Source organism: Curvibacter sp. GW821-FHT01G03 (assembly GCF_059422285.1).
Genome location: NZ_JBWKWP010000005.1, coordinates 165,108 through 184,325, shown reverse-complemented (window position 1 = coordinate 184,325; position 19,218 = coordinate 165,108). Strand labels below are relative to the sequence as shown.

The following is a 19,218-nucleotide window of genomic DNA, read 5'->3' as shown; positions in this document are numbered from 1 at the left end:
GCTCACAGTGCAGCGTTGTGGTAGACCTCCTGGACATCGTCCAGGTCTTCGATCATGTCGAGCAGTTTTTGCATCTTGGCGGCGTCGTCGCCGGTCAACTCGATGGTGTTCTCGGCGCGCATGGTCACTTCGGCCACTTCGGGCGTCAGGCCGGCGGCCTCCAGGGCGTTCTTCACGGCCTCAAAGTCAGCAGGTGCCGTCAGCACCTCGATGGCGCCGTCGTCGCCCGTGATCACGTCTTCGGCCCCGGCCTCCAGGGCCAATTCCATCAGCTTGTCCTCGTCGGTGCCCGGCGCAAAGATCATCTGGCCGCAGTGCTTGAACTGGAAGGCCACCGACCCTTCGGTGCCCATGTTGCCGCCGTACTTGCTGAAGGCGTGACGGACATCGGCCACGGTGCGGACACGGTTGTCGGTCATGGTGTCGACGATGATCGCAGCGCCGCCGATGCCATAGCCCTCGTACCGGATTTCCTCGTAGCTCACGCCTTCGAGGTTGCCAGTGGCCTTGTCGATGTTGCGCTTGATGGTGTCGGCCGGCATGTTGGCGGCCTTGGCCTTTTCAACGGCCAGGCGCAGACGGGGGTTGGTGGTCAGATCGCCGCCACCGGCACGCGCGGCCACCATGATTTCACGGATGACGCGGGTCCAGACCTTGCCGCGCTTTTCGTCCTGACGACCCTTGCGGTGTTGAATATTGGCCCATTTACTGTGTCCAGCCACGGGAGATTCCTTATTAATTGTTTAATCTATCGGGACCGATTTTACTTTTCGCCCACCCCACCATGGCCGACCCGATCCTGATTGCCCAAAATGCCCACGCCCAATGCACTCTGCTGCCCGGCCTGGCCAACCGCCACGGACTGATCACAGGGGCCACCGGCACCGGCAAGACTGTCACCCTGCAAACCCTGGCCGAAAGCTTTTCCCGCATCGGTGTGCCGGTATTCATGGCCGACGTCAAGGGCGATCTGACCGGCATCAGCCAGGCCGGCCAGATCAGCGGCAAGCTGGCCGCGGCGCTGAAAGAACGTGCGTTGCCCACGCCCGAATCCCAGGCCTGCCCTACCACCCTGTGGGACGTTTTCGGCGAACAAGGCCACCCGGTGCGTGCCACCGTGTCGGACATGGGCCCCCTGCTGCTGGGGCGCATGCTCAACCTCAACGACACCCAGTGCGGCGTGCTGAACCTGGTGTTCAAGATCGCGGACGACCACGGCCTGGCACTGCTGGACCTCAAAGACCTGCGCGCGATGCTGCAGCACGTGGCCGACAACGCCTCCGAATTCACCACCAGCTACGGCAACATCAGCGCCGCCAGCGTGGGGGCCATCCAACGCGGCCTGCTGCAGATCGAGACCCAGGGTGGCGAAAAATTCTTCGGCGAGCCCATGCTCAACATCAGCGACCTGATGCAGACCGTGGACGGCCGCGGCGTGGTCAACATCCTGGCAGCCGACAAGCTGATGAACGCACCGCGCCTGTATGCCACCTTTCTGCTGTGGATGCTGTCCGAGCTGTTCGAACACCTGCCCGAAATCGGCGACCCCGACCAACCCAAGCTGGTTTTCTTCTTTGACGAGGCCCACCTGCTGTTCAACGAGGCACCCAAGGTGCTGGTCGAGCGCATCGAACTGGTGGTGCGCCTGGTGCGCTCCAAGGGGGTGGGGGTCTATTTCGTCACCCAGAACCCGCTGGACATCCCCGACACCGTGCTGGCCCAGCTCGGCAACCGCGTGCAGCATGCGCTGCGCGCCTTCACACCGCGTGACCAGAAGGCCGTCAAGGCCACCGCCCAGACCATGCGGCCCAAAGCCGGCCTGGACATCGAGGCCGCCATCACCGAGCTTGGCGTGGGCGAGGCCCTGATCAGCCTGCTGGATGCCAAAGGTCGCCCTTGCGAAACCGAGCGTGTCTATGTGCTGCCCCCCGGTAGCCAGATCGGCCCGATCACCCCGGCGCAGCGACAGGTCTTGCTGGCCGGGTCGCTGGTCGCTGGCGTCTATGAAAAGGCCGTCGACCGGGAATCGGCCTACGAAGTGCTCAAGGGCCGCACCGCCAGCGCACCGGCAGCACCAGCCCAGGGATCGGCCAAACCCACCCTGCCCGGCCTGCAGCCGCAGGGCGGCCAGGCCGGCAGTGCCGGCCTGGGCTCAGTGCTCAACGATGTGTTGTTCGGCACCACCGGCCCCCGTGGCGGCCACCACGATGGTCTGGCGCAGACCTTGGCCAAATCGGCGCTGCGCACCATGGGCACCACCGTAGGCAAGGAAATCATCCGCGGCGTGCTGGGCGGCATTTTTGGCGGCAAGAGCCGCTGAGCCCCACGAAAGCCTCCCCATGACCGAACTGCTCCTGCCCACTTACGCCGATGTCGAGGCCGCCTCGGCCCGTTTGGCCGGCCACGCCAACCGCACACCGGTGCTGCGCTCGCGCACGGCCAACGAGGCCCTGCAAGCGACGCTGTTCTTCAAATGCGAAAACCTGCAGCGCATGGGCGCCTTCAAGTTTCGCGGCGCCTTCAATGCGCTGAGCCGCTTCAGTGCAGATCAGCGACGTGCCGGCGTGCTGGCCTTCTCGTCCGGCAACCACGCCCAGGCAATCGCCCTGTCGGCGCGCGAACTGGGCATGCCGGCGGTGATCGTGATGCCCGCCGATGCGCCCGCGGCCAAGCTGCAGGCCACCCGCGGCTATGGGGCCGAAGTCATCACCTACGACCGCTACAGCGAAGACCGGGACGCCATCAGCCGCCGCGTCGCTGCCGAACGGGGCATGACCTTGATCCCGCCATTCGACCATGCCGATGTGATCGCAGGGCAAGGCACCGCCGCCAAAGAGTTGCTCGAAGAGGTGGGCCCCCTGGATGTGTTGCTGGTCTGCCTGGGCGGGGGCGGCCTGCTGGCCGGCAGCGCCTTGGCCGCGCGGGCCCTGTCGCCCGACTGCCGCGTGTATGGGGTCGAGCCCGAGGCGGGCAACGACGGCCAACAATCGCTGCGCCGTGGCGAGGTGGTCCACATCGCCCCGCCCCGCACCATCGCCGACGGCGCGCAGACCCAGCACCTGGGGCAACTGACCTTCGGCATCATCCGCCGCGATGTCAGCGACATCCTGACCGTCAGTGATGCCCAACTGGTCGAATCCATGCGCTTCTATGCCGAACGCATGAAACTGGTGGTGGAACCCACCGGCGCACTCAGCCTGGCAGGCGCCCACCATGGCGGGCTGGACCTGAAGGGCCTGCGCGTGGGGGTGATCATCAGCGGCGGCAACGTCGACCTGCCCCGCTATGCCCAGCTGCTGAGCCAGGGCGTCTGAGCCACGGCACCGCAGGCTGCGGGCCTCAGCCTTGCACGGTGAGGGCCACCAGGCGCATCACCAAGGGCCGCACAAGCATCACACAGACAAAGGCCACCGGCATGGCCAGCGCGTAGGCGCGCAGTACGCGCCAGTGGTAATCGCCTCCCAGGCCCGAGCCGGCGGCGACGATCACGGCGGACATCAGCAAGGCCATGATGCCAGCCATGTAAAAAGCAAAAACCAGCGGCGTGAAACGTTTGTGCAGGCGCGGAATCCGGCGCCGCAGGCAGGTGTCCGTGGTGTGTGGCATGGTCAATTCCCTCAGGTTCAGTTCGATGGCTGGATTCTGGCCAGCTTCATCCCAGCGCAGAAGAGGGCTTGGCACACCGTCAGTCATCCTAAAATCTTTCGACTGATGACCATCATTCAAAAGACATGACCACCCCTTCCCTGCGCGGCATCGAGGCCTTCATCAAGGCGGTGGAAGGCGGGAGCATTGCGGCGGCAGGTCGCCAACTGGGCCTGAGCGCTGCCGCCGCCAGCCAGAGCATTGCCCGACTGGAAGCCGATCTGGGCACCCGGCTGCTGCGCCGCAGCACCCGGTCCCTGGCGCTGACCGACGAGGGCCAGATCTACTTTGAACGCGTTCGCCCAGTGCTCGGCGTGCTGGAGGACGCGCATGGCGAAATCGGTGCACTGCGAGGCGAGCCCCAAGGCCGCTTCAAGGTGGCCTGCTCGGTGGCTTTCGGGCGCCATGTGCTGGGGCCCTGGATCACCGGCTTCATGCAACGCTACCCGCGCCTGAATGTCGAGTTGCTGGTGGTCGACCGGCAGGTCGACTTCTTGCACGAGAACGTCGACGCCAGCATCCGCTACCAGCACATGCTGGAGCCCGGCCTGGTGGCCCGGCGCATCGCCAGTGCGCCGATCCACTACTGCGCCTCGCCAGCCTACCTGGCCCATCACGGGCAGCCCGCCACGCTGGAAGACCTGGCCAGACACCGCTGCCTGGCCTACCGCATGGCCATGGACGGCCGGATCATGCCCTGGCCGTTCATCCGGGAGGGTTTGCGCATTGAAGCCGCCTTTGAGCCCAGCCTGACCTGCAGCGACATCGACACCCTGGCGCAAGCCTGCCTGGCCGGTGCCGGCATCGCGCGCCTGGGCAGCTTCGTGTCCAACCCGCTGATTGAATCGGGCGAACTGATCCCGCTGTTCACCGACCCGGCCACAGCCCATGCCGCACCCGAGCCACTGGAGTTCTATGTGTGTTATCGCGACCGCCAACACGTGCCACCCAAGCTGCGCCTGTTCATCGACGAACTCAGCGAAGACTTGAGCCATCACCCGGGGCTGCACATGCCGCGACGCCCTGGCCTGCCCCCGCCCTGACTGCCAGGCCCACTCGGCCTCGCGGGGCGCCCGTTTCTTGACCATCTGATCAAATTTGGTGCCCCCCAGGCACCAGCCGAGTGCGCCTGCATGGTATTCTTTTGCCCCAGCCACCGCCCGCTGCGGGGGTGCGCCCTGGCCCGGCGTCCGCCTGGGCCCAAGGCCACCCGACAGCGGCCCCTCTTTGCCAAGCCCTGCAGGAGCCCTGTCACCCCATGCCACCGGTCTTCCCCCCATCCTGGCACAGCGCTTGCACTGATCACCCCGGTCCGGCCAGCGCTGCCGGCGGGCGTCCCTGACCTTTCACTGCACCCAAGCCCAACACCATGACCAACGTCCACGTCATCGACCACCCCCTGGTTCAGCACAAGCTGACCCTGATGCGCAACCGCGAGGCCAGCACCAACAGCTTCCGCCGCCTGCTCGGCGAACTGGCGAGCCTCATGACCTATGAGATCACCCGCGAACTGCCGTTGCAGGACGTTGAGGTTCAGACCCCCCTGGAAACCACCACTGGCCGCGTGATCGATGGCAAGAAGCTGGTTTTCGTGTCCATCCTGCGTGCCGGCAACGGCATTCTGGAGGGCATGCTCAACGTGGTGCCTGGCGCCCGGGTCGGCCACATTGGCCTGTACCGCGACCCCGACACCCTCAAGCCGGTCGAGTACTACTTCAAGATGCCCTCGGAAATGACCGAGCGCGACATCATCGTGGTCGACCCGATGCTGGCCACCGGCAACTCGGCCATTGCGGCGATTGAAAAGCTCAAGGCCCTGAAACCCAAGTCGATCAAGTTCGTGTGCCTGTTGACCTGCCCCGAGGGCGTGGCCGCCATGCAGGCCGCCCACCCCGACGTCCCCATCTACACCGCGTCGATCGACCGCCAGCTCAACGACCACGGCTACATCCTGCCGGGCCTGGGTGACGCGGGCGACCGCATCTTCGGTACCCAGTAAATACCGCCTACGGCCGCCACGACGGGCCGTCCGGGGCCTGCCGGGCCCGCTCAATTTTGCAACCCCCGCCAACTTTGCCAAAAGGAGCCTTCATGTCCCGTCGTTTCGCCCCGTCCCGCCGCCACCTGGTGGTGGCAGCCACCGCGCTCGCGGCTTCGGTTTCGTTGCCCGTCCTGGCCCAGACCAAGATCAAGGTGGCGGCCATCTACACCGTGCCCTTCGAGCAGCAATGGGTGAGCCGCATCCACAAGGCCCTGAAAGCCGCCGAGGCCCGTGGCGAGATTGAATACAAGGCCAGCGAAAACGTGGCCAACGCCGACTACGAGCGCGTGATGCGCGAATACATCGCCGGTGGCAACCAGTTGATCGTCGGCGAGGTTTTCGGGGTCGAGGCCGCTGCCCGCAAGGTGGCCAAAGACTCACCCAAGACCTACTTCCTGCTGGGCTCTTCGGGCAAGCCGCAGGCGCCCAACTTCAGCGTCTTCGACAACTACATCCAAGAGCCGGCCTACCTCAGCGGCATGGTGGCGGGTGGCATGACCCAATCCAACAAGATCGGCATGGTGGGCGGTTTCCCCATTCCCGAGGTGAACCGCCTCATGAATGCCTTCATGGCGGGCGCCAAGGAGGTCAACCCCAAGGTGACCTTCAGCGTGAGCTTCATCAACAGCTGGTTTGACCCGCCCAAGGCCAAGGAAGCCACCTTTGCCATGATCGATCAGGGCGCCGACGTGCTGTATGCCGAGCGCTTCGGCGTCAGTGATGCTGCCAAAGAAAAGGGCAAGCTGGCCATCGGCAACGTCATCAACACCCAGGACAAATACCCTGACACCGTGGTCGCCTCGGCGCTGTGGAACATGGAGCCCAGCATCGATCGCGCCCTCAAGCTGGTCAAGGAAGGCAAATTCACCGCCGAAGACTACGGCCCCTACTCGACGATGAAGCACAAGGGCTCTGAGCTGGCGCCCCTGGGCACCTTCGAGAAAAAAGTGCCTGCCACCATCATGAACAAGGTCAAGGCACGCGAGGCCGAGATCCTGTCCGGCAAGTTCACCGTCAAGGTGGACGACAGCCAGCCCAAGTCCAGCGCCAAGTGATGAGGCGGCCTGCCCCACCCAGCGTGCCTCGGTGGCGCAGCTTGCTGACGGCCGGCCTGCTGGCCGGCGCCCTCGCCGCGCCGCTGCAAGCGGCCCCCAGGCACGATGGCGTGCCGCGCACAGCCATCGTGTCTGCGTTCGAGCCCGAGCTGGTGCTGCTGCGCTCGCAGCTGCGCCAGCCCCGCGTGCAACGGATCGCCGGGGTCGAATTCACCACCGGCCAGTTGCAGGGCAAGCCCGTGCTGCTGTTTCTCAGCGGCATCAGCATGACCAATGCGGCCATGAACACCCAACGCGCCCTGGACCATTTCAAGGTGCGCCGACTGTTGTTCAGCGGCATCGCCGGCGGTGTCGACCCTGCCCTGCACGTGGGTGATGTGGCTGTTCCACGCCGCTGGGCCCCTTACCTCGAAGGGGTGCTGGCCCGCGAAACCACCCCAGGCCACTACCAGCCCCCGCCCTGGATGGACGACCTGGTCGGCCCGGGCTTCGGCCCCTTCGTGCCGCGCTCGGTCGAGGTGCGTTCCAGCCGCCAGGCGGGCACCGAGCGCAAAGCCTGGTTCGAAGTCGATGCGGCCCTGCTGGCCATGGCCGAGCGCATCGCCCAGACCCCGCTGCAGCGCTGCGATGCCCGTCAGCAATGCCTGAGCCAGGCACCCCGCGTGGTGGTAGGCGGCAATGGCGTTTCGGGCGCCGCCTTTGTCGACAACGCAGCCTGGCGCGAGTACGCCTTCAATACTTTCCAGGCGCAGGTGCTCGACATGGAAAGCGCCGCCACCGCCCAGGTGGCTTACAGCAACCAGGTCCCCTTCATTGCGTTCCGCTCCCTCAGCGATCTGGCGGGCGGCGGCGAGGGCGAAAACGAAATGCACACCTTCATGACGCTGGCCGCCGGCAATTCGGCGCGGGTTCTGCTGGCCTTTCTGGCAGCCCTCCATGACTGACACCCCCCACCCCGCCCCGGTGCTGCAACTGCAGGGCATCACCAAGCGCTTTGGCCCGCTGGTGGCCAACGACAACATCTCACTGAGCCTGAACGCAGGCGAGGTGTTGGCCCTTCTGGGCGAAAACGGGGCCGGTAAATCCACCCTGATGTCCATCCTGTTCGGCCACTACCGGGCCGACGAAGGCCACATCACCGTGAACGGTCAGCCCCTGCCCCCTGGCAATCCGGCCGCGGCCCTGGCCGCCGGCATCGGCATGGTGCACCAGCACTTCACGCTGGCCGACAACCTCAGTGTGCTGGACAACGTGATCCTGGGCACCGAAGCCCTTTGGCAGCCCTGGTCGGCCCGGGCCCGGGCCCGGAACCGCCTGATGCAGGTGGGTCAGCGCTTTGGCCTGACCGTCCAGCCCGCGGCCCGTGTGGGCCAGCTCTCGGTGGGCGAGCGCCAGCGCGTCGAGATCCTCAAGGCCTTGTACCGCGGCGCGCGCATCCTGATCCTGGACGAGCCCACGGCCGTACTCACCCCGCAAGAGAGCGAAGCCCTGTTCGACACCCTGGCCCAGTTGGTCCGAGAGGGCCTGTCAGTGATCTTCATCAGCCACAAACTGGCCGAGGTGCTGCGCGTCTCGCACCGGGTAGCGGTGCTGCGCGGCGGCCGCCTGGTCACCGAAGCCCCGGCTGCCGGAACCACCCAGGCTCAGCTGGCGCAGTGGATGGTGGGCCACGCCGTCTCAGCGCCCGAACGGCGCCCCGCGGCGGCGCCTGGCCCAGTGGCCTGTGAATTGCGCAACGTCAGCACACCGGCCGGTCAGCGCGAGCGCCTCAGCCAGGTCAACCTGCAATTGAGGGCGGGCGAGATCGTGGCCGTCGCCGGCGTCTCAGGCAACGGGCAACTGGCGCTGGCCGAACTGCTGTGTGGCACGCGCCGCGCCGCCCAGGGCGAGGTCTGGCTCAAGGGCCAGCCCCTGCAGGCCTCGCCTGCCTGGCTGGTCACCCAAGGGGTGGCACGGATTCCCGAGGACCGGCACGCTGTGGGCGTGGTCGGTGATCTGCCGGTCTGGGAGAACGCGGTCTCAGAGCGGCTTCGGCACCCCGTGTTCTCGCGCTGGGGCTGGGTGCGCCGTGCCGTGGCGCGACAACACGCCCAGCGGGTGATCGAGGCCTTCGATGTGCGCGGCGCCGGCCCCCTGAGTCCGGCCCGGGCCCTGTCGGGCGGCAACATGCAGAAACTCATCCTGGGCCGCGCCCTGCTGCCCCTGCCCGGCCAGACCGCCCAACAGGGGCCTTGCCTGATCGTGGCCCACCAACCCACCTGGGGCCTGGACATCGGCGCCGTGGCCTATGTGCAGCAACAGCTGCTGGCCGCCCGTGACGCAGGGGCCGCGGTGTTGTTGATCACCGACGACCTGGACGAAGCCATGGCCCTCGGTGACCGCATCGCAGTCATGCATCACGGGCATCTGAGCCCGGCCCACCCCAGTTCCCACTGGAGCCGCGACAGCATCGGCCTGGCCATGGCCGGCGGCCCGGTCGCGGCCCAGGCCTCGGAGACCCCATGAGACTTGAGAAACGGCACCAGGCCTCTCACCTGGCCCATGTGCTGGCCCCGCTGGGGGCCATCGCCTTCACCCTGCTGATCAGTGCCCTGCTGGTGCTGTGGGCCGGGGCCCCGGTGGGGCGCACCTACGGCCTGCTGGTTCAGGGGGGGGTCGGCTCGCTTTTCGCCTGGAGCGAGACCCTGACGCGCGCCACCCCGCTGATCTTCACCGGCCTCGCGGCCGCGGTGGCCTTCCGGGCCCGGCTGTTCAACATCGGCGCCGAGGGCCAGTTGTATGCCGGGGCCCTGGCCGCCGTGGCCGTGGGTGGCATGCACGACAGCGCCGGCTGGGCCTTGCCATTGCCGCTGCTGTTCACCCTGATGCTGCTGGCGGCAGCCGCGGCCGGCGCCCTGCTGCTGCTGGGGCCGGCGCTGCTCAAGAGCCGGCTTGGCGTGGACGAGGTCGTGACCACCCTGCTGCTCAATTTCATGGCCCTGCTGGGCGTGTCGGCCTTGCTGGACGGTCCCATGAAAGACCCCACCGCCCTGGGCTGGCCGCAAAGCGTGGCGCTGCAACCCGAGCTGGAGCTGTCGCGCCTGGTCGAGGGCACCCGGGTGCACACCGGCCTGTTGCTGGCGGCGGCCCTGTGCCTGGGCGTGTGGGTGCTGATGCGCTTTACCGTGCTGGGCTTTGACATCCGGGCCACGGGCGCCAATGCCCGCGCGGCGGCCTTTGCCGGGGTGGCGACCGGACGCACCGCTTTGCTGGTGGCCATGATGTCGGGGGCACTGGCCGGCCTGGCGGGGGCCGTCGAGGTGGCCGGGCGCACCAGCTATGTGACGCTGGACATGTCACCGGGCTATGGCTACAGCGGCATCGTGATCGCCATGCTGGCCGGCTTGCACCCTCTGGGAGTGCTGGTGGCCAGCATCTTTGTGGCCGGCGTGCAGGTAGGCGCCGACAGCATGAGCCGCGCCGTGGGCGTGCCCACCTACATCGCCGACGTGATCGTGGCGGCCTCGCTGCTGTCAGTGCTGGTGGCCACCCTGCTCACGCAATACCGGGTGCGCCTGAAATGACCGAACTGTTCGACATCCTGGCCCAACCGGCCTTCTGGGTGGCCGTGTTGCGCATCGCCACGCCCCTGATCTTCGGCACCCTGGGCGTGCTGCTGTGCGAACGTGCCGGCGTGCTCAACCTGGGCATCGAGGGCATCATGGTCGCAGGCGCCTTCGCCGGCTGGCTGGCGGTCTACCTGGGTCTGCCGCTGTGGGGCGGCGTGGCTGTGGCCGCGCTGACCGGGGCGGCCTTCGGCCTGTTGCATGCCGCGCTCACCGTGGGCCTGGCGCTGTCGCAGCATGTGGCGGGCCTGGGCATCACGATGCTGGCCACTGCGCTCAGCTACTACGGCTACCGGGTCAGCTTTCCCAAGGTGAACACGCCCCCCACCATCACGCCCTTCACGGCCATGGACGGGCTGGGCATTCCGGTGCTGTCGGCGCAGACCCCGCTCACCCTGCTGGCCCTGCTGCTGGTGCCAGCCCTGGCCTGGTGGCTGTACCGAACCCCATCGGGGCTGGCGCTGCGCATGGTGGGCGAAAACCCCCAGGCCGCAGAAGGCCAGGGCCTCAGCGTGGGCCGCACCCGCACGGCAGGCATCGTGGCCGGTTCGGCCCTGATGGGTGTGGCGGGCTCCTTCCTGACCTTGTCGGCCTTCAACGCCTTTTTCTTCAACATGGTCAATGGGCGCGGCTGGATCTGCGTGGCCCTGGTGGTGTTTGCCTCATGGCGACCCGGCAAGGCCTTGCTTGGCGCCCTGCTGTTTGCCTTCTTTGACGCCCTGCAGCTGCGCCTGCAGCAAGCAGGGGGCAGCGCCCTGCCCTATCAGCTCTACCTGATGCTGCCCTACGCCCTGTCGATCCTGGCCCTGGTGGTGGTGGCGCGCAAAGCCAGTTATCCCCAGGCCCTGATGAAACCCTACCGCAAAGGCGAACGCTGAGCCTGCCCCGGCGCCGAGCCTGCCCCACCGAGACTGCCCATGCTTGACCTCCTGATCCAACACGTGAACCTGCCGGACGGCCGCCGCGACCAATCGGTGGCGGTACAGAACGGCCGCATCGTCGAAGTGGCCGCGGGCCTGCAGGCCCCCGCCCATGAGACGCTGGACGGCCAGGGCCGGTTGCTGAGCCCGCCCTTCGTCGATGCCCACTTCCACATGGACTCCACCCTCAGTTACGGCCTGCCGCGTATCAACCAGAGCGGCACGCTGCTGGAGGGCATCGCGCTCTGGGGTGAACTCAAGCCTCAACTGACCCATGACGCCATCGTGCAGCGGGCCCTGAGCTATTGCGACTGGGCTGTGGCCAAGGGCCTGCTGGCAATCCGCTCGCATGTGGATGTCTGCGATGACCGACTGCTGGCCGTGCAAGCCCTGCTGGAGGTGAAAAAGACCGTGGCGCCCTACCTCGATCTGCAATTGGTGGCCTTCCCGCAGGACGGCGTGCTGCGCTCGCCCAACGCCTTGAACAACTTGAAGCGGGCCTTGGACCTCGGGGTTGAGGTGGTGGGCGGTATTCCGCACTTCGAGCGCACCATGGCGCACGGCGCCGACAGTGTGAAGCTGCTGTGCGAGTTGGCCGCAGAACGTGGCCTGCTGGTCGACATGCATTGCGACGAATCGGATGATCCGCTGTCACGCCATGTGGAGACCCTGGCCTGTGAAACGCATCGACTGGGCCTGCATGGCCGGGTCACGGGCTCGCACCTGACCTCCATGCACAGCATGGACAACTATTACGTCAGCAAGCTGCTGGCCCTGATGGCCGAGGCCCAATTGGGCGTGGTGGCCAACCCGCTGATCAACATCACCCTGCAAGGGCGCCACGACAGCTACCCCAAACGCCGCGGCATGACCCGGGTGCCCGAACAGTTGGCGGCGGGCCTGACCGTGGCCTTTGGCCACGACTGCGTGATGGACCCCTGGTACAGCCTGGGCTCGGGCGACATGCTCGAGGTCGCCAGCATGGGCTTGCATGTGGCCCAGATGACCAGCCAGGCGGCCATGCGCCAGTGCTTCGAAGCCGTGACCACGGCGCCGGCGCGCCTGCTGCACCTGGAGGGCTACGGCCTCGCCGCCGGCTGTCACGCTGACTTCGTGCTGCTCGATGCCTCTGATGCCATCGAGGCCTTGCGGCTGCGCCCGCCCCGCCTGCGCGTCTATCGCCGTGGCCGCTGCATTGCGCAGGCCCAACCGGCGATCAGTCAGTTGCATCTGGCAGGTCGACCGGCCCGCATCTCCAGCCTTCTCTGAATATCATTTGAATCATTTAAATTCGATTCACATGCCATAAAGCAGGGGTTTGACATCCATAAAATAACATTTAAGACAATTTGATCCTGCATTATTGACATTATTTGGGTTCATCTGCGAAGATGCTACCCAATGTGCAATAAATCAAATCAATTTGATCAAAAAAGCCATTCCACAAGCAACGGCTTGCGGAGGCTCCCATGGATCACGGCAACCTGCCTGAGCGGCGGCGCGCTGTGGCTCTACGGCATGGTGGCAGGCCAGGCCTGGTCCGCTTGGCTCGGCGGCATCAGCCTGCTCACCCTTTCCCTGGGGCAAGGGGCCTTGCAATGGCACCGGTCTCGCGCAAGCAGCACGCCCAACCCGGCACATCAGATGGCGGCCAGCCTCAGCCAGCGCCTGACGCAAGCCACCGAACGATGGACCGTGCACGTGCACAGTGCCCAGTCGCAAATGCGCCAGGGTACCGATGAACTGCTGCAGGGCTTTGTGTCCATCCTGGATCAGCTGGATCGCATCACCCAGCACCCCGACAGCAGCGCCCCCGGGCAGCAGTTTGAAACCCTCGGCCAATGCGAAGCTGAACTGCACGCGCTGATCCAGCACTTCAGTGTCTTTGTGGCCTCACGCGACCGCATGCTGGCCACGGTGCTGACGCTGAACACGACTTCGGCTGGCCTGCGCGGCATGGCCGATGATGTGGCCCTGATCGCCCGCCAGACTGGCCTTTTGTCGGTCAACGCGGCCATTGAGGCCGCCCGCGCGGGCCCCTCCGGACGCGGCTTTGCAGTGGTGGCGGCCGAGGTGCGGCGCCTGTCCAACGCCTCGGGCGACACCGGCAAGCGCATCGGCGACCAAGTCCAGGCATTCGGCGAGCAAGTGCAGCGCACGCTCGACGAAACCGCCAGCAGCACCGAGGCTGATGCGCACCTGGTCCACCGCTCGCAGAACACCATCGAATCGGTGCTGCAGCGTGTGAAGAGCACGGTGGACCTGCTCAGTCAGCGCGCCAGCGAGCTGGACGCCAGCAGCCTGGCGGTGCGTGGCCTGGTGGAACAGATGATGGTCTCGTTCCAGTTTCAGGACCGCGTGAATCAGATCCTGGACCAGGTGATGCAGTCCATGCACAGCGTGAACGAGCGACTGACCCAGGCCGCGACACAGGGCGACTGGCCCGATGACGCCGAATGGGAAGCCCTGTTGAGCGCAGGCTACACCACCGTCGAACAGCACCAGTTGCAGCTGGACCGTGCAGGCGCAGGCGACGCCACCTACTTCTGACCCCACCTCATTTCATCCCGAGACCCGCATGAGCAAGACCATCCTGATCGTCGACGATTCATCCTCCCTGCGCCAGGTCGTGAACCTGACCCTGACCCGAGCCGGCTACCAGGTGCTGGAAGCCGTGGACGGTGAAGACGCCCTGCGCCAGCTCGACGGCCGCAAGATCAATCTGATCGTCAGCGACGTGAACATGCCCCGCATGGACGGCATCACCTTCCTGACCCGTGTCAAACAACTCCCACGCTACAAGTTCACCCCTGTGGTGATGCTGACCACCGAAGGCCAGGCCGAAAAGAAGGAACAAGGCCGCGCCGCCGGCGCCAAGGCCTGGATTGTCAAGCCCTTCAGCCCTCAGGTGCTGCTGGACGCCACCGCCAAGCTGGCGTTGGCTTGAGGGGCCACCGCATGAACACGGCCTTCGAACTCCCGCCAGAGTTGACCATCTACACCGCCGACAGCACCCGCCAGGCGCTGCTGAGCTGGCTGCAGGCCCGCCCAACGCAAGCCGCCAGCCCGGTCAGCCTGCAGGCGGCGCAGGTCGAAGAGGTCGACAGCGCAGGTCTGCAGGTTCTGGCCGCGCTGGCCAACACCCTGGCCGAGCAGGGCCAGACCCTGGAGCTACAGCGGCCCAGTGCCCGCCTGCGCGCCGGCCTGAGCGACCTCGGCGCCACGGGCTGGTTCCGGCTCGTTCCGCAGGAGATGCCCGCATGAGCACGAACGACGACGATTTCGACTTTCTGGCCGCTGCGCTGCCCGCCTTCATCAGCGAGGCGCGCGAGCAGGTCAGCCAGATCGAGCACCTGCTGCTGGAACTGGAAGAAGCACCCAGCGACCGAGAGAGACTGGACGCCCTCTTTCGCTGTGCCCACACCGTCAAGGGCTCGGCGGGCTTGTTCGGCCTGGAACAGGTGGTTGACTTCACCCACCACATCGAAACCCTGCTCGACCAGTTGCGCGAAGGCCGCCTGCAACTGACCGCCGCCCTGAGTTCACTGCTGCTGGCCTGCAGCGACCAGGTGCTGGCCTTGGTGAACCAGGCCGCGGGCGAAGCCACCGACGATGGCGAACAACGGGCCCGCCGCGAGGCCCTGGTTCAGCAATTGCAGGCCGCCCTGGTCATCGCCGAGCCATCAAGGCCATCGCCCGACGAGCGGGCAGCCAGCGCACCTGGCCCCGGCGCCGCGCCAGCGGCCCGGCCGGGCCGCTGGGTCCTGGTGGCCCGATTCGGGCGTGACTGCCTGCGCAATGGCATGGACCCGCTCAATGTCCTGCGCTATCTGGCCAGCCGTTCCGACATCCTGCAGGTGCACAGCGAGCGCAGCGCCATTCCGACGCTGGAATTGCTCGAACCCGAAAGCTGCTATCTGAACTGCACCATCACCCTGCGCTCGGAACAGCCTCAAGCGGCCATTGATGACGCCTTCAGCTTCATCCGCGACGATTGCGAACTGCAGCTCACCCCGCCCGAACTCGGCCTCCAGCGCACCCTGGACCAGCTTGAGACGCTGCCGGACCACCCTCGCCTGGGCGAGCTGCTGGTGGGGGCAGGTGCCGTCAGCGAAAGCCAGCTGGCCCACGGTCTGGCATGGCAGGCCGAGGTGCGCCAGCGGGAGAGCGAAGCGGACGCACCGCGCCTGGGTGAAATCCTGAGCGACCATGCGGGCGTCCCCCCTGAGGTGGTGCACGCCGCCGTGCAAAAGCAGCAACGCCCACGCGATCCGGCGCATGAGGAACAGCGCTACCTGCGCATTCCGGCCGACCGACTCGACGCGGTGATCAACCTGCTCGGTGAACTGGTCACGGCGGCCGCGGGTGCAGGGCTGCTGGCGGTTGAAACCCAGCACCCGGCCCTGGTCGAAGCCCACCAACTCATGGGCCATCTGATCCAGGACATCCGAGACAATGCCTTGCAATTGCGCATGGTGCCCATCGGCGGCACCTTCAACCGCTTCCGCCGCGTGGTACGGGACACCGCCGCCGAATTGGGCAAGGACGTGCTGCTCGAAATCGAGGGCGGTGACACCGAACTCGACAAAGCCGTGGTCGAGAAGATTGCCGACCCCTTGATGCACCTGGTGCGCAACAGCCTGGACCATGGCCTGGAGCCGGCGGCCGAACGTGCCCGCCAGGCCAAACCCCCCCAGGGACGCCTGACGCTGAGCGCACGCCATGACAGCGGCAGCATCCTGATCAGCATCCGTGACGATGGCCGGGGCATCGATCGCCAGCGCGTGCTGCAGCGGGGCCGGGAACGGGGTCTGGTCGAGGCGGGCAGCGAGCCGACCGATGCCGAGATCCTGCAGCTGATTTTCGAACCCGGCTTTTCAACGGCTGAACAAGTCACCAACCTGTCGGGCCGCGGCGTAGGCATGGACGTGGTGCGCCAAAACATCGAAGCCCTTCGGGGCAACGTGACGGTGTACAGCGAAGAAGGCCAGGGCACCGACATCGAGATCCGGCTGCCACTGACCTTGGCCATCATCGATGGCTTTCTGATCCGCGTCGCCGCTTCGCGCTTCGTGCTGCCGCTGGATTCGGTGGTTGAGGTGGTGGAAAGCCACGCCGCCGAGCCTGAAGCAGCCGAGCGCGGCAGCCGCTACTGCATGCCGTTGCGCGGCGAACTGCTGCCCGTGCTGCGCCTTCGCACGCTGTACGAACTGAACGAACTGAACGCCCCGCCGACCACGCGCGTCAGCATCGTGGTGGTCAAGGCCGGCCCGCACCGCTTCGGCCTTGAAGTCGACCAACTGCTGGGCCAGTACCAGACCGTGATCAAGCCCCTCAGCCGCCTGTTCCAGCGCCTGCGTGGCATCTCGGGCTCGTCCATCCTGGGCAGCGGTGAGGTGGCCCTGATCCTGGACACCCTGGCCCTCAACGCCCTGGCCACCCAACCCGAACACAGCCTGCGCACTGCGGGCAGCCGCGAGCCTGGCCTCGCCCATCCTCAAACATCCATCTCCATCGAAGGACCCGCCACATGAGCACCTACCAACCCACCCTGATGACCCGCCTGTTCAGTGGTGCCCAATTCGAGCAGCTCAGTACCGCCCTGGCGGCACAAGATCTGGCCCGCCAGGCCGCTGAGACCGAGCTGGCAGAAACCCGCGCCCGCCTGAAGGATGTGGAGGCCGAGCTCAAGGTGCGATGCAACATCATGGACCTGACCAGCATCGTTTCCGAAGCCGATCTGAAGGGCGACATCCTCAGCATCAACGACAAGTTCACCGAAGTCTCGGGTTACAGCCGCAGCGAACTGATTGGCGCGCCACACAACACCACGCGCCACCCCGACATGCCCAAGGAGACCTTCAAACAGCTGTGGTCGACCATCGGCCGCGGCAACCTGTTCCGCGGCGTGATCAAGAACCGCGCCAAGGACGGCACACCGTACTACGTGGACGCCGTGGTGGCGCCGATCATGGGCGACAACGGCAAGCCCCGCAGATACCTGGGCGTGCGCTACGACATCACCCAGTCGGAGATCGAACGCCACAACGCCTTGGGGGTGCTGGGGGCCATCGACAGCGCCTACGCATACATCGAATACGACCTGGGCGGCCACGTGCTGCACGCCAATGCCCGCTTCCTGAGCACCCTGGGCTACCGCCAGGATGAAATCGCCGGCCAGCACCACCGCATCTTTGTTGAAGACGGCCAGGGCCGGGCCCAGCAACACGAGCAATTCTGGCGTGACCTGAATGCCGGCCTGCACCAATCCGATGTGTACAAGCACCTCACCAAGACCGGCGAAGAGGTCTGGCTGCAGGCCGTCTACGCCCCCGTCAAGGATGAGATGGGCCGGGTGGTCAAGATCGTCAACATTGCCACCGACGTGACCGCGCAACGCCTGCAAGCCGCCGACTACGAAGGCCAGATCCTGGCCGTGGGCAAGTCGCAGGCCGTGATCGAGTTCGACATGGCGGGCAACATCCTGGGCGCCAACGAGAACTTCCTGCACACCATGGGCTACACCTCGGCCGAGCTGAAAAACCAGCACCACAGCCTGTTCATCGCGCCCGAAATGCGCCTGAGCCCCGAGTACCGCCTGTTCTGGGACAAACTGGGCCGCGGCGACTACGACGCCGGCCTGCACAAAGGCCTGGCCAAGGGCGGCCGCGAGGTGTGGCTGCAGTCCTCCTACAACCCCATCCTGGATTTGAATGGGCGCCCGTACAAGGTGGTGCTGTACGCCACCGACACCACCGAACAGGTGAATGCCGCCCGCATGCTGAGCCGTGCGGTCGAGGAAGCCCAGGAAGTGACTTCTGCCGCCCGGGCCGGCGATCTGTCGCAGCGCATTCCCCTGGCCGGCAAGCAGGGTCCGATCGCGGTGCTGTGCGAGGGCGTGAACTCGCTGATGGAAACCACCAATGTGATCTTCGAAGATGTGAGCCGAACCTTCGGCGGGCTGGCAGCCGGCAACCTGTCGCAGCGCATCGAGCGCGACTACACGGGCCTGTTCGGCCAGGTGAAGGATGACGCCAACGCCACCTGCGAAAAGCTGGGCCAGATCATCGAGGATGTGGGCCGCGTGCTCAGCGGCATGGCCAACGGCGATCTGACCCAGCGCATCGAACGTGATGCCGAAGGCACCTTCAATCAACTCAAGGACGATGCCAATGCCACCTGCGAAAAGCTGGCCGGCATCATCGAAGAGGTGCGCACCGCCGCCCAGGCCCTGGGTGGTGCAGCCGGCCAGGTGAGTGCCACGGCCCAGTCGCTGTCGCAGGCCGCCAGCGAACAGGCGGCGTCAGTGGAAGAAACCACGGCCTCGATCGAACAGATGTCGGCCTCCATTGCGCAAAACAGCGACAACGCCAAGGTGACCGACTCGATGGCCACCAAGACCTCGGGCGAGGCCGAGGAAGGGGGCCACGCGGTGGTCGACACCGTCAAGGCCATGAAGCAGATCGCATCCAAGATCGGCATCATCGACGACATCGCCTACCAGACCAACCTGTTGGCCTTGAACGCTGCCATCGAGGCCGCCCGCGCTGGCGAACACGGCAAGGGCTTCGCCGTGGTGGCCGCCGAAGTGCGCAAACTGGCCGAGCGCAGCCAGGAGGCCGCCAAAGAGATCGGCGATCTGGCTGGCAACAGCGTGTCCACCGCCGAACATGCCGGCAAGCTGCTGGACGCGATCGTGCCCTCGATCAAGCGCACCTCGGACCTGGTGCAGGAGATCACGGCTGCATCTGAGGAACAAAGCACCACCGTCAATCAGATCGGCAGTGCCATGAACCAGCTCAGCAAGGCCACGCAGCAAAACGCCTCGGCCTCGGAAGAGCTGGCCGCCACCTCGGAGGAGCTGTCCGGCCAGGCCGAGCAGTTGCAAGACGTGATCAGCTTCTTCAACGTGGGCGAGCCCGAGGTCGCCGCAATGCCGGTGCGACGCCCGG

At 66.2% G+C, this 19,218-nt stretch carries 16 protein-coding genes and 1 pseudogene; 15 read left to right on the top strand and 2 right to left on the bottom strand.

What is annotated here, in order from left to right; translation table 11 throughout:
* Positions 1–2 precede the first annotated feature (2 nt).
* Positions 3–722, bottom strand: a complete 720-nt coding sequence (locus tag AC07VS_RS08650) for a YebC/PmpR family DNA-binding transcriptional regulator (protein WP_494656168.1) — start codon at positions 720–722, stop codon at positions 3–5.
* Between the two features lie 62 nt (positions 723–784).
* On the opposite strand from AC07VS_RS08650, the gene AC07VS_RS08645 reads away from it, so the two are divergent.
* Positions 785–2,320: a helicase HerA-like C-terminal domain-containing protein gene (locus tag AC07VS_RS08645; protein ID WP_494750732.1), complete on the top strand. Its 1,536-nt coding sequence runs from the start codon at positions 785–787 to the stop codon at positions 2,318–2,320.
* 19 nt (positions 2,321–2,339) lie between these two features.
* Complete coding sequence (locus AC07VS_RS08640; RefSeq protein ID WP_494750731.1) at positions 2,340–3,314, top strand: threo-3-hydroxy-L-aspartate ammonia-lyase; 975 nt, start codon at positions 2,340–2,342, stop codon at positions 3,312–3,314.
* 25 nt (positions 3,315–3,339) lie between these two features.
* Here AC07VS_RS08640 and AC07VS_RS08635 read toward each other — a convergent pair whose 3' ends face one another.
* Positions 3,340–3,606 carry a DUF2798 domain-containing protein gene (locus AC07VS_RS08635; protein ID WP_494750730.1) on the bottom strand — a complete coding sequence of 89 codons (267 nt, stop codon included), beginning with the start codon at positions 3,604–3,606 and terminating at the stop codon, positions 3,340–3,342.
* Positions 3,607–3,731: 125 nt separating this feature from the next.
* Between AC07VS_RS08635 and AC07VS_RS08630 the strand changes: the two genes are divergently transcribed.
* The 13 genes and pseudogenes from AC07VS_RS08630 to AC07VS_RS08570 all read left to right on the top strand — a co-directional run.
* Positions 3,732–4,688 carry a LysR family transcriptional regulator gene (locus AC07VS_RS08630; RefSeq protein WP_492349052.1) on the top strand — a complete coding sequence of 319 codons (957 nt, stop codon included), beginning with the start codon at positions 3,732–3,734 and terminating at the stop codon, positions 4,686–4,688.
* 326 nt (positions 4,689–5,014) lie between these two features.
* Positions 5,015–5,644 (top strand): uracil phosphoribosyltransferase, encoded by a 630-nt coding sequence (upp, locus tag AC07VS_RS08625; RefSeq protein WP_494750729.1) that lies wholly within the window; start codon positions 5,015–5,017, stop codon positions 5,642–5,644.
* A 92-nt stretch (positions 5,645–5,736) separates the two neighbouring features.
* A complete protein-coding gene (locus AC07VS_RS08620) occupies positions 5,737–6,741 on the top strand; it encodes a BMP family protein (RefSeq protein ID WP_494750728.1) in 1,005 nt (334 codons plus the stop codon).
* Positions 6,741–7,685, top strand: coding sequence for a 5'-methylthioadenosine/S-adenosylhomocysteine nucleosidase (locus AC07VS_RS08615; RefSeq protein ID WP_492349055.1), 945 nt, complete (start codon positions 6,741–6,743; stop codon positions 7,683–7,685). The genes AC07VS_RS08620 and AC07VS_RS08615 overlap by 1 nt, the downstream gene beginning before the upstream one ends.
* Positions 7,678–9,246 carry an ABC transporter ATP-binding protein gene (locus AC07VS_RS08610; protein ID WP_494750727.1) on the top strand — a complete coding sequence of 523 codons (1,569 nt, stop codon included), beginning with the start codon at positions 7,678–7,680 and terminating at the stop codon, positions 9,244–9,246. The genes AC07VS_RS08615 and AC07VS_RS08610 overlap by 8 nt, the downstream gene beginning before the upstream one ends.
* Positions 9,243–10,304, top strand: a complete 1,062-nt coding sequence (locus AC07VS_RS08605) for an ABC transporter permease (RefSeq protein ID WP_494750726.1) — start codon at positions 9,243–9,245, stop codon at positions 10,302–10,304. The genes AC07VS_RS08610 and AC07VS_RS08605 overlap by 4 nt, the downstream gene beginning before the upstream one ends.
* Positions 10,301–11,224, top strand: a complete 924-nt coding sequence (locus AC07VS_RS08600) for an ABC transporter permease (RefSeq protein ID WP_492349058.1) — start codon at positions 10,301–10,303, stop codon at positions 11,222–11,224. The genes AC07VS_RS08605 and AC07VS_RS08600 overlap by 4 nt, the downstream gene beginning before the upstream one ends.
* Before the next feature lie 39 nt (positions 11,225–11,263).
* On the top strand, positions 11,264–12,535 hold the full coding sequence (locus tag AC07VS_RS08595) for an amidohydrolase family protein (RefSeq protein WP_494750725.1): 1,272 nt from the start codon (positions 11,264–11,266) through the stop codon (positions 12,533–12,535).
* Positions 12,536–12,721: 186 nt separating this feature from the next.
* Positions 12,722–13,816 carry a methyl-accepting chemotaxis protein gene (locus tag AC07VS_RS08590; protein WP_494750724.1) on the top strand — a complete coding sequence of 365 codons (1,095 nt, stop codon included), beginning with the start codon at positions 12,722–12,724 and terminating at the stop codon, positions 13,814–13,816.
* 28 nt (positions 13,817–13,844) lie between these two features.
* On the top strand, positions 13,845–14,213 hold the full coding sequence (locus tag AC07VS_RS08585) for a response regulator (RefSeq protein WP_492349061.1): 369 nt from the start codon (positions 13,845–13,847) through the stop codon (positions 14,211–14,213).
* A gap of 11 nt (positions 14,214–14,224) precedes the next feature.
* Entirely contained in the window at positions 14,225–14,530 is a 306-nt protein-coding gene (locus tag AC07VS_RS08580) for an STAS domain-containing protein (protein WP_494750723.1), read from the top strand.
* Positions 14,527–16,800, top strand: coding sequence for a chemotaxis protein CheA (locus AC07VS_RS08575; RefSeq protein ID WP_494750722.1), 2,274 nt, complete (start codon positions 14,527–14,529; stop codon positions 16,798–16,800). The genes AC07VS_RS08580 and AC07VS_RS08575 overlap by 4 nt, the downstream gene beginning before the upstream one ends.
* Positions 16,797–19,214 (top strand): annotated as a pseudogene (locus AC07VS_RS08570) (PAS domain S-box protein); the annotation flags it as partial. The gene AC07VS_RS08575 and the pseudogene AC07VS_RS08570, both read left to right, overlap by 4 nt.
* Positions 19,215–19,218: the final 4 nt, after the last annotated feature.